At 36.6% G+C, this 13,493-nt stretch carries 14 protein-coding genes and 1 tRNA gene; 9 read left to right on the top strand and 6 right to left on the bottom strand.

The genetic code is table 11. The features are described 5' to 3' along the window. Positions 1 to 272 precede the first annotated feature (272 nt). Positions 273 to 1,721: a transcriptional repressor LexA gene (gene lexA / locus H6791_00465; protein USN94888.1), complete on the top strand. Its 1,449-nt coding sequence runs from the start codon at positions 273 to 275 to the stop codon at positions 1,719 to 1,721. A 3-nt stretch (positions 1,722 to 1,724) separates the two neighbouring features. Here lexA and H6791_00470 read toward each other — a convergent pair whose 3' ends face one another. The 3 genes from H6791_00470 to aspS all read right to left on the bottom strand — a co-directional run bounded on the left by H6791_00470 (position 1,725) and on the right by aspS (position 4,701). Continuing rightward, positions 1,725 to 2,750 (bottom strand): hypothetical protein, encoded by a 1,026-nt coding sequence (locus H6791_00470; protein USN94889.1) that lies wholly within the window; start codon positions 2,748 to 2,750, stop codon positions 1,725 to 1,727. A gap of 4 nt (positions 2,751 to 2,754) precedes the next feature. Then, on the bottom strand, positions 2,755 to 2,976 hold the full coding sequence (locus H6791_00475; GenBank protein ID USN94890.1) for a helix-turn-helix transcriptional regulator: 222 nt from the start codon (positions 2,974 to 2,976) through the stop codon (positions 2,755 to 2,757). Between the two features lie 432 nt (positions 2,977 to 3,408). Next, the gene (aspS, locus tag H6791_00480) at positions 3,409 to 4,701 is read right to left on the bottom strand and encodes an aspartate--tRNA(Asn) ligase (GenBank protein USN94891.1); all 1,293 of its coding nucleotides are present in this window, start codon (positions 4,699 to 4,701) and stop codon (positions 3,409 to 3,411) included. A gap of 280 nt (positions 4,702 to 4,981) precedes the next feature. Between aspS and H6791_00485 the strand changes: the two genes are divergently transcribed. Continuing rightward, entirely contained in the window at positions 4,982 to 6,265 is a 1,284-nt protein-coding gene (locus tag H6791_00485; GenBank protein ID USN94892.1) for a recombinase family protein, read from the top strand. A 116-nt stretch (positions 6,266 to 6,381) separates the two neighbouring features. Here H6791_00485 and H6791_00490 read toward each other — a convergent pair. Further along, positions 6,382 to 6,453: transfer RNA gene (locus H6791_00490), tRNA-Glu, on the bottom strand. Between the two features lie 367 nt (positions 6,454 to 6,820). Between H6791_00490 and H6791_00495 the strand changes: the two genes are divergently transcribed. The 4 genes from H6791_00495 to H6791_00510 all read left to right on the top strand — a co-directional run bounded on the left by H6791_00495 (position 6,821) and on the right by H6791_00510 (position 10,339). Further along, the gene (locus H6791_00495) at positions 6,821 to 7,381 is read left to right on the top strand and encodes an RNA polymerase sigma factor (protein USN94893.1); all 561 of its coding nucleotides are present in this window, start codon (positions 6,821 to 6,823) and stop codon (positions 7,379 to 7,381) included. A 147-nt stretch (positions 7,382 to 7,528) separates the two neighbouring features. Then, on the top strand, positions 7,529 to 8,575 hold the full coding sequence (locus H6791_00500) for a hypothetical protein (protein USN94894.1): 1,047 nt from the start codon (positions 7,529 to 7,531) through the stop codon (positions 8,573 to 8,575). Between the two features lie 74 nt (positions 8,576 to 8,649). Then, positions 8,650 to 9,252, top strand: a complete 603-nt coding sequence (locus H6791_00505; protein USN94895.1) for a hypothetical protein — start codon at positions 8,650 to 8,652, stop codon at positions 9,250 to 9,252. Positions 9,253 to 9,394: 142 nt separating this feature from the next. Then, on the top strand, positions 9,395 to 10,339 hold the full coding sequence (locus tag H6791_00510) for a sigma-70 family RNA polymerase sigma factor (GenBank protein ID USN94896.1): 945 nt from the start codon (positions 9,395 to 9,397) through the stop codon (positions 10,337 to 10,339). A 9-nt stretch (positions 10,340 to 10,348) separates the two neighbouring features. Here the strand turns inward: H6791_00510 and H6791_00515 are convergent, their stop codons facing one another. Both H6791_00515 and H6791_00520 read right to left on the bottom strand, forming a co-directional pair. After that, a complete protein-coding gene (locus H6791_00515) occupies positions 10,349 to 11,389 on the bottom strand; it encodes a DNA recombination protein RmuC (GenBank protein USN94897.1) in 1,041 nt (346 codons plus the stop codon). 240 nt (positions 11,390 to 11,629) lie between these two features. Further along, positions 11,630 to 12,373 carry a hypothetical protein gene (locus H6791_00520; protein ID USN94898.1) on the bottom strand — a complete coding sequence of 248 codons (744 nt, stop codon included), beginning with the start codon at positions 12,371 to 12,373 and terminating at the stop codon, positions 11,630 to 11,632. A gap of 36 nt (positions 12,374 to 12,409) precedes the next feature. On the opposite strand from H6791_00520, the gene H6791_00525 reads away from it, so the two are divergent. From H6791_00525 to H6791_00535, 3 genes are read left to right on the top strand one after another with little or no spacing between them, the layout of a single operon-like run. After that, on the top strand, positions 12,410 to 12,862 hold the full coding sequence (locus H6791_00525) for a GatB/YqeY domain-containing protein (protein USN94899.1): 453 nt from the start codon (positions 12,410 to 12,412) through the stop codon (positions 12,860 to 12,862). A 34-nt stretch (positions 12,863 to 12,896) separates the two neighbouring features. After that, entirely contained in the window at positions 12,897 to 13,157 is a 261-nt protein-coding gene (locus tag H6791_00530; protein ID USN94900.1) for a GIY-YIG nuclease family protein, read from the top strand. Continuing rightward, positions 13,154 to 13,492 (top strand): phage holin family protein, encoded by a 339-nt coding sequence (locus H6791_00535; GenBank protein USN94901.1) that lies wholly within the window; start codon positions 13,154 to 13,156, stop codon positions 13,490 to 13,492. The genes H6791_00530 and H6791_00535 overlap by 4 nt, the downstream gene beginning before the upstream one ends. Position 13,493: the final 1 nt, after the last annotated feature.

Consider the following 13,493-nt stretch of genomic DNA (forward strand, 5'->3'; position numbering starts at 1 on the left):
TATACAACTGCTCATCAAGCTCTAAAGATATTGATAACTATTGCTCAGTCTGACCTTTATTTTCCGCGTCGTTGGCGCAAAGCACTTGCGGCAACAGATTTTTCTTTTTTTCGAGGGAGGTCCTTTCTCAAAAGTTTTGATGCAAGTTTGCCAACTTTTTTACTAGTTTTTGCCATAAAATTATATAAATTAATTATTAATATCGACCAATATAGAAATATGTGGAAAACTGTACATTGAAAACTTTCTATATATTTTCTATAATATCATACATGATTACAAAAAAGCAAAAAAATGTGCTGGATTTTATAAAAAATTTTCAGCAAAAAAATGCTATATCCCCATCATTAGAAGAAATTAAGAAAAAATTTGGTTTAGCTTCCGTTTCTACAGCTTCTTATTATGTTGAAAAACTAGAAAGCAAAGGATATTTAAAAAAAGACGACAAACAACACAGAGGAATATCGGTTTTTGAAAACGAAAGCATGGTAAAAATACCTTTACTTGGCGTAATTGCTGCTGGAGAACCAATACAATCCATAGAAAACCGTGAAGAGATTGCACTTCCAAAGAGTAGGATAGGCAACAACAATAATGTTTTTGCATTGAGGGTCTCAGGAGACAGTATGATCGACGAAAATATACAAGACGGTGATGTGGTTGTTGTAAGAGAAACTAAAAACCCCACAAACGGTGATAAGGTTGTCGCATTAATAGATCGAGAGAATGTTACTTTAAAAACTTTTTATAAGGAAAAAAAACAAATTTTACTTAAACCAGCAAATAAAAAATATGACTCGATTGTCATAGATAAAAATAGAGAATTTGAAATTCAAGGAGTGATGATTGATATTGTAAAACAATCATTTAACAATCCTGTAGATATTATATTTCCAGAAAAGGCGCAGAAACGAAAAACGACTATTCCTCTAAATAAAGTAGTGTGTGGAGATTGTGTTGATGTGATGAAAAATATACCAGACAACTCCGTTGACATGGTCGTTACTTCTCCACCTTATGATGATGTAAGAAACTATAATGGTTTTAGTTTTAACCTACACGACACAGGTAAAGAAATCTTTAGAATTTTAAAAGACGGTGGTGTTGTAGCTATGGTTATCCAAGATCAAACAAAAAATTTTGGTAAAAGTTTAACATCTTTTAGAACTATCGTTGATTGGGTGGATAATATAGGTTTTAAATTATTTGAAACAGTAATTTATAGAAAACATGGTACCGAGGGGGCATGGTGGAAATATCGTTTTAGGGTAGATCATGAATATATGCCAATTTTTATTAAAGGAGAAAGACCCAGCTATTTTAATAAAGAAAATCTTAAGATACCCTCAAAGCATGGTGGAAAAGTAATGACTGGTAGTGGAAATAGAAAGACTGATGGAACAACAACAAAAACAGTTACAAGACCTATAAATTTAAATAAATGCCGTGGAACTATTTGGGATTATTTGAATGCAGGTGATAAGAATCCATTAAAAAGAAAACATCCAGCTGTATTCCCAGATCAAATTCCTGTGGATTTTATAGATTGTTTTTGTCCGCCTAAAGGCATAGTCCTTGATCCGTTTGTAGGTTCAGGATCAACACTAGTTGCCGCTAAAAAGCTCGGGAGAAATTATATTGGGATTGATATCTCACAAGAGTATTGTGATCTAACAGAGGAAAGATTAAAAAAGGATATACCAAACACCTTATTTAAATAGATTTTATTCCATCTTATCAGGAGTTTCTAAGGTGTATTCTATATTTATTCCACTTGTCATTGCCCAAGATAATGGGTTTTTATCAAAAAACGCCTTGAAATTAACATTTGTTAATGTTTTTCCGTCTTTTTCGAAACTGCTTTTTGTAAATTTATACAATTTAAATCCATTCCATCTCCACGAATTTTTCTTGTATTCCCACTTAGTTAAAGAGCCAAGCAATGTTAAGAATTTTTCAATTCTCTCCACTGCACCTTGATTAATTTTATAGCTAGTTCCATCTTCCTCAGTATTGTAATGTTCGCCATCTTTAGTTGATATTTTTAATCTATCACCCCTTTCGTGAGGAATACTTATTTTATCCCTTTCTCTAAAGAAATTATCCATCTCTCTCATCAAGTTTATAATTGTTGTATATTTTTCATTTTCAAAAATTACATTTAAAGGGCTATTTTTTTTATCAGCATCAAGATAATTTAACCAATTTAAAACATTCTCCGGATAACTAAATAAAACATTGAAAACACCATCTGTGAAATATAGTGGCGGTATAGAATCCTCATCCAAAGCGACACGAGTGTGTTCGTTTACTATTCCCATAAGAATATGAATTGTTGCCAGTGGATATTTAAGACGAAAGTCATGTTTTCCGTCATACTCTCTTAAATTATTTGGCTGGATACAGTTTTTAAATTTTTCATCCCAATTTGCAGGTTTATTATTTTTATTTAAAAGCAACATATGGTGACCCAAACTACGAATATCGCCTCTGGAGATTTCCATGTCTAAAAAGATACAATCTTTTGGTTTAATTCCATCCTTTAAAACCATAACCTTCCCATCATAAAAACCTTCTATAGTCCAATCAAAATAATGAGACATGAACAGCCCACATAGCAAACCGTCACTATCCGGACTAAGAATTGCTTTATGATTTCTCTCAACGATCCAAGGATATTTTTTGATTAAATCTTTATAATCAATTTTATCATTGTGTCTATTTTCTAATAATCTCTGTATATTTGACATAAATTTATTTAACGAAAAAATCTAGCGATTTTTTATAAAGTTTTGCAAACTCTTTGAGTTGCAAAACATCAAAGCGTCTTTGTCCAGATTCTATCTTTGAGACATAAGATTGAGTTCTGCCAAGTTTTTCAGAGACTCCAATCTGACTTAAACCAGCTTCAAGACGCGCTTTTTTCAAGCGTTCTACTATTTTCTTATGGTCGTCTTGATAAATCGCTCTTGGCATATATCTATATAATAGTATTCCATTGTGTATTATTCCAAATTGCCATATAATTTATATAGACCCGCCCGAAGCCCCATCGCCATACCTTTTCAAAAAGAATCCCTTCGCGAAAAAGAAAAAGAATGGAGATGCGGAACGGGGCGAGGGCGGAGCGCCGAGGTACAAGGTGCTAGTCGGCATGATTAGTAGTTTTCGAAAAAAGTTCGCGCATTGGTTATAATTTCATCACAAAGTACACAAAAATCCCACGCAGGTGGGATTTTTGGTCTTTGTGACCCTAGTCGTGGTGCGACCATACGATTCGTTGCTCCCACAATGCTTTTTTGGCTTTTTCTATTATATCAAGTCGACCCTTGTCGAGCGACAAAAAGTGACAAAAGTGACACAGGTTTAAATAAAAAGGTTACAGCAATCTGTAACCTTTTTGCTACTTTATGGATTTAATCGCTTAACATCTCTTGGGAGATAAGTCGCCTCGCGAACATTTGGCAGGTCGAGGATTTTCATAATGAATCGTCCAGGACCAATACCTGCACCTCCATGTGGAGAGCATCCCCATCGGAAAAAGTTGAGATAATCTTTTAATTCTTCAAGAGACATACCTTTCTCTTTTGCTTGTTTCTCAAGTATCTCAATGCGGTGCTCACGTTGTGCAAGAGTCGTTACTTCAATACCTTTAAACAAAAGGTCTGCGCGCTTGCCCCGACCTTCTTCGTTGCGCATATGATAAAAGGCACTTTTTGATACATGGTATTCAGTAATGAAGACGAAGTCGTGATTGTGCTTTTCTCGTACGTATTCACTGATAGCGCGCTCTTCTTCTGGAGAGAGATCGTGTTCTTCTCCGCTTGCCACACCACGCTCTGCAAGTATCTTTTTTGCTTCAACCATCGTAATCTGCGGAAAAGGCATACTAGGGATTTCTAGTTGGAGCTCTGGAAACTTTTCTTTTAATCGGGTAAATCCAGAAACTATCATATTTTCCTCGGCAACAATGATGTCCTGATGAGATTCAATGTAGGCCATTTCAAAATCCCAACCAGTAAATTCTGTAAGGTGTCGGGTTGTAAATGAAAGCTCTGCTCGAAATACAGGACCTGTCATAAACACTCTTTCAAAACCACTTGCAATAGCCATTTGTTTATAGAACTGTGGTGACTGTGCAAGATATGCCTTGCGGTCAAAGTAGTTAACTTCAAAGACTTCAGCACCAGTTTCGCTTGGCGTTGACATGAATGAGGGTGTATAGATTTGAATAAAATTATTTTTATCCCAGTAGTCACGGAAGCCTTTTTCAAGTTCCGTCCATACCTTGAAAATCTTTAGATGATCTGGTTTACGAAGATCAATCCAGCGATAGTCGAAACGTATAGGTGCTTCAGTTTCTTCTCCACCCTTCTTTTCAATAATTGGTATCGGTAGCTGTGCATCGGCAGCTGAAAGTACTTCGATTGAAGTAGCTTCTATTTCATAACCACAAGGTGCCTGAGCTGCCTCTTTCACAAGGCCTACAACTTTAACCACTGATTCTGTAGTAAGTTCCTTGGCAATTTGAAAAGCCTCGGCCTGTTCAATGGTAACGACTGTTTGCAAGATACCAGTTACATCCCGAACAATAAGGAATGCGATTTTACTTTGCGCACGTATAGTATGAGCAAAGCCTACGACAGTAGTCTCTTTCCCTGAATACTCAGGAATGTCTTTAATATAGGTTCTTATAATCATATTTATTAGAGATGAAGGAACAAAAATGCCCCTTCGAACTTATGTTGATAAGCTCGCAGGGGCGATAGTATATCGCGGTGCCACCCTACTTTTTTCTCTGGCTCCGTATCGTTGCCTCCCCGTTGTCAGTGGTTCAAAGGCTTCGATATGCAGTAACGCTACTATATCACAAACACATACTTAAGTAAAGCGGTAGCGAAAAGCTTTTCGCAAGTATGCTATGTATTTCTAGTCCTGCATAGTCTTAGCAAACATAGTGAACTCTGTCATCAATATATACATGACAGAAATAATAAAAGACAATTTAAAGTATTGTTTGTACGCCCGCAAATCAACCGAAGCAGAAGAAAAACAAGCTCTTTCTATTGATTCCCAAATCAAAGAAATGAAGCAAATAGCTGATCGTGAAGGGTTAAATATTGTTGAGATTCGTCGTGAATCTCATAGTGCAAAAGAATCAGGTCAACGACCAGTATTTGAAGAAATACTAAAGGATATAGACGACGGCATATTTAACGCCATTATCACTTGGGCACCAGATAGATTAAGTCGTAATGCAGGAGACCTAGGAAAACTGGTTGATCGTATAGATCAAAAGAAACTAACTCAAATCAAAACTTTTGGTCAGACATTTACAAACTCACCAAGTGACAAATTTCTTCTTATGATTTTGTGTTCTCAAGCAAAACTTGAGAATGACAACAAGAGTATTAATGTGAAGCGAGGTATGAGAGCACGGTGTGAAATGGGATTATGGCCAGTACAGCCACCAACTGGATATAGAAAGCCAAATGAGAGATTGTCTAAATGTGAAGTAGAGATTGATCCAGAAAGAGCACCGGTTATCAAACAAATTTTTGAAAAGATTGCATACGAACGATGGAGCGGAATGAGAGTATATTCGTGGTTGCGATATGAATTAAATTTTAAAACACACAAAGGATTCTATTTAAGTGTCGGAAATGTATTTAAGATAATCAACAACACCTTTTATTACGGACGATTTGAATTTCCACAAGGAAGTGGAAACTGGTATGACGGAAAACACACACCAATAATCAGTAAAGAACTTTTTGATGATTGTCGATCTGCAATTAAAACACAGGTCATAAAAACCCATGGAAAAGAGTTTGCGTTTACTCGAATGGTGAAATGTGGATCGTGCGGATCGGGGATTACTGCTGATGAGAAGTTCAAGAAGTTGCTAAACGGAGGAGTAAATAGACATGTCTATTATAGGTGTACGAAGTCGAAAGATAGAAAATGTACGAATCCTGCAATAAACGAAGACGATCTATTAAAAGAATTTCAGAAAATGGCAGGAACTTTGGAACTTAATGAAGTACAACTTAATGAGAAATTAAATCTTGAAATTAAGAAATTCAAAAAACTTCAAGCGATGTTTTTAGGAAAGGACAACCCAGCAGATATACAGAAAGTTGATCTCAGAAATTACATGAAATTCGTTTTGAAAGACGGAACAATTTTAGAAAAACGATCGGTTCTTGATTGTATAAAAAACGATCTAGTTTTGAAAAATAAGATCATAATAGTTAAAGAGTAAAACTAACTTTTTAAACAAAAATACCTAACGAGATCATCGTTAGGTATTTTTGTTATTCTTTATAGCAAGGGTATTTAGTGACCCTTGTCGAGTGCTCGAACTAGCACTCGACTCTGTGACCCTACGGGGAATCGAACCCCGATTACCGGCTTGAAAAGCCGATGTCCTAACCGTTAGACGATAGGGCCATTTGGTGGAAAGATTATAACACAAGAAAATGATAAAGCAAACGGTATTTCCTTGTCAGATATATGTTTTGTGGTAAGATTTGTTTAAGCGTTTTTTCTGAAAAATCGGGGGAATAATGGTGGGTTTTTGGCGTCGTCATTATAGTACGTCTGATTCCGTGGTTGTTTTCTGCCACCCCCGATTTTTTCCAAGTTCTTTACAATGGAAAACCCAGCGACCGTCTGGTACGCCTCCATTATACGATTTTCTCGTTAAGTGTGTTTGATTTTTTTGAATTCCGACCCCCGTGCTTGCACGGGGGTTTTATATTTGTAATAGATAAATTTCTATGTATAATCAAAAAAAACCCCTGCACCTATGAAAAATATGCAAACCCTCTCCGACCATCAATTGGTCCAAATGTTCATGAGTGATGGAAATGAACAAGCTTTTGGTGAAATCTATCTTCGGTACGAAAATCCCGTGAGAGATTTTATTAAAAAATTGTTTTACGGCAGTAAAATGCCAAACTGTCAGGACGAAGATGATATCGTTCAAGAAACCTTCCTGAATGTACATAGTGCCTTGAAAAGAGGCCTGTACAAGAATGAAGGGAGAATGAAGGCATGGATCTTTACTGTCGCAAAGAATCTTTTTCTGACAATTTTCCAAAAAAACAAAAGGAAGCCAGTGTCGGAACTCAATGATTGGTATTCTAAAATGGTGTTTTTGCCAGATATAGAGAACAGAATGTTCTCCGAAAGGGCTTTCGAATTTCTACTAAAAAGCGGTAGAGATTATGATTGTTTGTTTTTGTATGCGATTGGTTTGAAATACAACCAAATTGCAGAAGTCATGAATATCTCCAAAAACACCGTAGGGGCAAAAATATTTAAACAAAGAAAATCTTTGGAAGAGGTTTTTGCCCCAGAGAGATCAGAACGTTGAAAACAACAACTGCGTGCCCCGTGCTGCGCAGTTTTTTTGTGATAAAATATTCTGGTTAATCATTTAACTAAAAAATAAAAAAATATAAAAATCGGCACTTTGACATAAGTGTCGATTTTATGTAGTATCGAAAAAAAGCACATTCATATGTCCAATAAAAAACCAGAAATGACCATAGACTATTCTAAGGCAGAAGAGGTTTTCGGAACATTGTATGATGCTTTCGAAAACAAAACTTTTCCTTTTGACCAAGTCGTTTTACCTCAAAGGAGGGATAACATGCCTGACTCGATAGAGTGGGGTGGTCGCGATCACGCACTTTTTCTGTTTACTCTATGCTACTACATGAGAGGTCAGATAAAGAGTGAAACTGCTGTAAAAAATCTCAAGAAAATATGGGAAGACAACAAAGATTTGTTCGACCCAGATTACTTGAAATTTGCGGACCACGAAACAGTTTCCAAGATTATCGAAGACAAGTTGTTTTTTAACGGCCTCGGATTCGGATCAAAGTCCATTGCACCCCAATGGTGTCTCAACAAAGTCAAAATAGCCAATCATTGGTCAAGTGATCCACGTAAACTGTTTGAAAATGTTTCCGGATATGAAGACGCTCTAAAGGTCGTAGCAAACAAGGGTAAATGGAAAGCCGAGAAGCCAAACGGTTTCTATGGTTTCCAAGAGAAAATGGTTTCCATGCTCGCATATTTTTATGTTGATGCAGGAATTATTTCACCCCTGAGATTCCCGCCACCAATAGATTTTCATATCTTGAGAGTTCTGGTTTCAAACGAAGTTTTGAAGATCAGTAACTTCTATCCCGGAATGAGTTTCTATTATGGTAAGACCACCGATATGGCAAGAGAGGTGACAAATTGGTGGTTGGAGAAACATTCTAAAGATCCGATGATACTTTCCAACGTTCTGTGGCTTATGTCTCGGGACAACTGTGAAAGATCCCCAACAAACGGATCAATCATTGGAGAGTACAAAGCAAGGAGTACTAAGGTGAATCCAAAAAATCTTTCTTTCAAGATGGCCACTAAAAGGTTCGAGAATACCTGCTTCAGGTGTCCGATCAAAGATAGTTGTAGGTATGATATACCATCGGCTTCTTATTATACACACGGAAAACTCGAAGTAAGGCAAGAGAAGAAAAAGGACTATCTGGTACAACTAAGGTTGAAACTATAAGCGTTTGATTTGAATTTTCAGTCAAACGCTTTTTCTTTTTGCATAAAGTGGGGGATAGGAATATAATTTACATTATGATAAAAGTTGACTACAAAGAAGCTTTTTTGGGGATACTAGGTGCGGTTCTTGTAATTGTTGCTATCGGAGTTGCACCACTGGAAAAAATCAAAAATTCTTCTACAAACAAAGGTGAGGTCGGTGTTTCTGATTATGAAAAAACTGTAAACGAAATACTGTCTGTTATTGCTCTATCTTCGGAAGTAAACGAGCCGGTGGGGTCTTTGTTTGAAGAATACTACTCAACACATTCTTCTTCTGATATGAGTGTTGCAGAAAAGAATCTACTTGATCAAGCAAGACGAAGACTAGATGGGGCAGGGGTTTCACTCAGGATACCAACTGTCGAAGGTGTGAATTTATACTCTATGCAAGGAGGTGACGGATACGGTGGATATTTCTGGGTCCTGTGGCTTTCTGAAGAAAGAAGAGCTGGACTAGTAGGTAATCCAGATATAACAATAAACTTCCCAGTAGAAGATCCGAGCGTGCTTATGGTCAGAACAGAAAAGTTTATGGTAGACGGAGAAGACCAGCCATTAGTCAGGGGTTATCTTATAGAAAATGGTTTTGCAAACCCAACAGTCGGACCGTCTCCAGTGTTTGTAGAATATAAATAAAAATCTCCGCACAAAGCGGAGTTTTTTTATTCTCTATCTACTCTCTCATCGAGAAGTACTGGCTCTATGTCGCCAAAACTTTTTATATTTATATTTGACTTATATATATTTATATAGTATAATATAAAAAAATAACAACAAAATGCACCTTAACAAAAGCCAACAAAAAGAAGTACAAAAATTTCTACAGATGGTAGGTGCTAAAAAGCCACTTACCTTAGAAGAAGAAAAAAGACTCTTTGAAAAGAGTCTTTCAAAAGACCAAATTAAAAAATTATTGATTTCGCACAATGCTCGTTATATTGTGCATGTAGTGAAAGAACACCTTTACGAAGGTGTTGAAATAGCTGACCTTCTACAAGAAGGATTGGTAGCGACTTATGTCGCTGCCGATAAATTTGACCATACTCGTGGTTTTAAATTTATCAGCTACGCTACTCATTACATGAAAGCGTATATTTTGAAATTTTGTTCAGAGGAGATTAATTTTAGCCTAAGTGAGATGCTAAAACACATTAAGGTAAAAAAAATTTCTTCAATTTTTGAACAAAAGTTTGGGATATACCCTCTAATTCAAGATATTGCCTTTGACGAGGAGGTGATGGAATACCTTGGAATTAGTAGTGGGAATCTTAAAAAAATTTTTTACAAAATAGAGGTTCTTTCCTTGGAAGCTACTTACAAGGAAAGAAGGGATGGAGAATCCTATACCTCAAGTGTTTCACCAATCGATGTGTTGATTGATGAAACCTTCGCGATCGATCCTGAGATGGAGAAGGAGTCCTTCAGGATGGACTTAAAAGAGTTTTTCAAAATCTTAAATATCCGTCTAAGGACGGACTTGTCCTTTCTTATCTTCAATATAGGTTCGCAAGAGCTTATAAAAGATTCGAAGGACAATCTCGTCCAAGAATTGATGGAAGAATATCCATCAGGATATGAAGTTGACTTGGAAACCCTGGGACTCGTCTTGGGGATTAGCAAGGAAAGGGTAAGGCAAAGGATTCATAAGAGCATCTCTGAGCTAAGAAAAAGGGAGAAGCTTGTGAGTCTGTTTTTTGAAAAACATAGAAGCCTTCTTAATTGAAGGCTTTTTTTATTCTCTATCTACTCTCTCATCGAGAAGTACTGGCTCTATGTCGCTAGATGCTCCAGCGATACGCAAGACGTCTTTGTCGACTTTCTTGAGTTCTTTTCCAGAAGAGTTATAGTGATTTACTGCAGTCGATAAGGTGTTGCCGAGTTTGTTATGATAATCCTCATAAGCTTTCAAGTGTTTACCTAGATCTTCAACTCTTTTGATTATTTCTTGTGCGCGTTCTTCTATCTCTAGAGCTTTGAGCCCTTGGAGAACAGTTTGGAGGAATGCTAGGAATGAAGTAGGAGAGACTATGATAACTTTTTTTTCTTTGAACGCATAGTCTATGAGGTCACGAGTGTTGACCTTGATACCGCCGACTTGAGCAACAAGAAGATCATAATATATAGCTTCGTGAGGTATGAACATAAACGCAAAGTCCATAGTTCCTTCGCTTGGTTTTACGTATTTACTTGTTTCGTCGATACGAAGCTTGAGATCGTTCTTGAACTGCTTCTCCAACTCTTCTCTTCGAGACTTATCTTTTTCTTCGACAAGACGGTTGTAGTTTTCTAGAGAAAACTTGGAGTCTATCGGTATAATCTTGTCTTTGACGAAAACAACTGCATCGACAATAGTACCGTCTTTGAAACCATACTGTACTTGGTATGAGCTTGGAGGAAGAACATTTTTCAAAACTGTTTCTAGATAATATTCGCCCAAGATACCTCTTTGTTTTGGATTCTTGAGTATGTCCTGGAGACTTTCTAGCTGTTCGGCGAAACCTACAACTTGTTTTCCGGTTTCTTTGACTTCAGTAAGTTCGCGAGTTATTTCTCGTATTATTTTTTGTGATTCTCCCGCTTGGTATCGTATAGATTCGTTGACTTGTCTTTCTGTTTCGCGGAGTTTCTGATCGAGAGTATTGGAGAGGTTGTTTAGTTGCTGTAGTAGTAGGGAAGAGTCGCCATCTTTTGGAGAAGAGTTCTTGTTTTTGGAAAGATAAAAAATAATCCCCAAAAGCATGATGACTATAATTCCAAAAAAGATGTTTTCCATATCGGTTAATTATATCAGATTTTGAGTATTAAAAAATTTGACTTTTGACTGATAATGTTTAATATCGGTTTTGAATAAAGCACATATAGATGAAAGAAAAAAATATACAAAAAGTGCCCATTGTCTGGGCACCAGGGCATCATGTATCTGTAAAAACTATGGACCAGTTGCCTAGCCACAACTACGAAACACCGGACTATTTAGTTCGGAAATGACCCAAGGCCGCGTTTGCGGCCTTTTTTATTGTTCGAGGAAATATTTGAGAGTATATAGCCAGTCTTCTTCTCCATCAGGGTTTTTTAGTTTTTCGTTGTACATCCACTCTAGATAACCTCTATCCATTTTGGCAACGTCTTCTACTTTTTGTCCGTTATATTTTCCAAAACCAAAAACTCTCATTATAGAAGGCTTGCTAGAGATTTCTATCATTTCTTTTATTGCTTCTTCTTCGTCGCCATTGTTTTTGTCTAGAAACTTTTTGTAGAGTCTTTCAAATAGTTTTCCCAGAACCAAAACATCACCCTTGGCATCATGAGCTTGAGCATCTACATCCATATCTAGAAAGTATCTTAGGTACTGCAAGTTGTATCTCGGTATTTTGGAGTCTTTGTCCATATGGCGTACGAGTCTCAGTGTGCAGATAAAGTCACCGATGTTTATGTCTTCTTTTGAAAACATATTTATATCGAAAGGTGCGTTGTGTGCTACTGGTATATTATCTCTATCTTCAAAAAGTTTTTTGATTTTTTCATAATCAGAACTTTTTTTGAAAGCTTCTTTTCCTTCTACCATTTTGTTTGAGATATGATGAACTGCACTTGCTTCTGGTGGTATGGGTTTTCCAGGATTGTACAACTCTACAAAAATCTCACCATCTTCAAAGCTTGTGTCACCACGCTCTTTCTTGGCATAAGCTATTTGGCATAGTACATCTTCTTCTGTGTTTCCAGTAGTTTCTGTATCAAAAAATATAAAATTCTTCATAGCCATACTATACAACTTTTGATATAATCTTTCTATATGAGTTTGCAAACAGACATAAAAGAAAAAATAAAAGAAGCAATGTTGGCAAAGGACCAAGTAAGGCTTGGTGTTATGAGGATGCTAACTAGTGCGTTTACAAATGAGCTTGTAGCCAAGGGTAAAAAGCCGACAGAAGAACTTTCTGACGACGAGGCATTGGCCGTGATTGCAAGGCTTGCAAAACAGAGAAAAGACTCAATAAGTCAGTTCGAAGCCGGTGGAAGAATGGATCTTGTAGAAGAAGAGAAGGGTCAGCTAACTATTCTAGAAGAATTTTTACCAGAAATGATGGGAGAAGATGAAGTTAGAAGTTTTGTTTCTACAAAGAAAACAGAGCTCGGAGTAGATGATCCAAAAGACAAAGGAAAGCTTATGTCAGAAGTTATGAAAGAATTAAAAGGTCGAGCCGATGGAGGCATTGTAAAAAGTGTAGTAGATAGTTTGTTTTAAATTTTTTAATTATGAATCCCGTTAGAGATTAATCATGTTTTATGTTTACGTATTACAGAGTAAAAAAGACGGGAAAATGTATACAGGAAGTACCAAAGATCTTCGGAAGCGCTTTTTGCAACACGAAAAAGGATTATCAACTTGGACAAAAGGAAGAGGTCCATTTATAATGGTTTATTATGAAGCATGTCTCAATGAGCAAGATGCTCGGTCGCGTGAGACATATTTAAAATCAGGTATGGGAAAGCGTTATCTAAAAAATAGACTTAAGCGCTTCCTATCTCTAACGGGATGAAAATTATAGTTCATTGGCTTATCCTAACTCTAGCGGTATTTGCTGTACCATATTTTGTTGGAGGTATATCAGTAGATAGTGTAGTTGTGGCGATTATTGTCGGTGCGTGTCTTGCGTTTATAAATATGGTTGTAAAACCTGTTATATCTATCCTAACTCTACCCATAAACATAATTACTCTAGGACTTTTCTCTTTAGTTATAAATGCGGGGCTTTTCTACCTAGTTTCGACAGTCGTCGAAGGTTTTAGTGTAGATGGGTTCATGCCGGCACTTTGGGGATCTCTGGTTGTTTCAATAATAAACTGGTTTTCTGGTAAAGTCGTAAGAGATTAAG

It is taken from the genome of Candidatus Nomurabacteria bacterium (assembly GCA_023898605.1).
Taxonomy (GTDB): Bacteria; Patescibacteriota; Minisyncoccia; order Phycocordibacterales; family UBA9973; genus HK-STAS-PATE-34.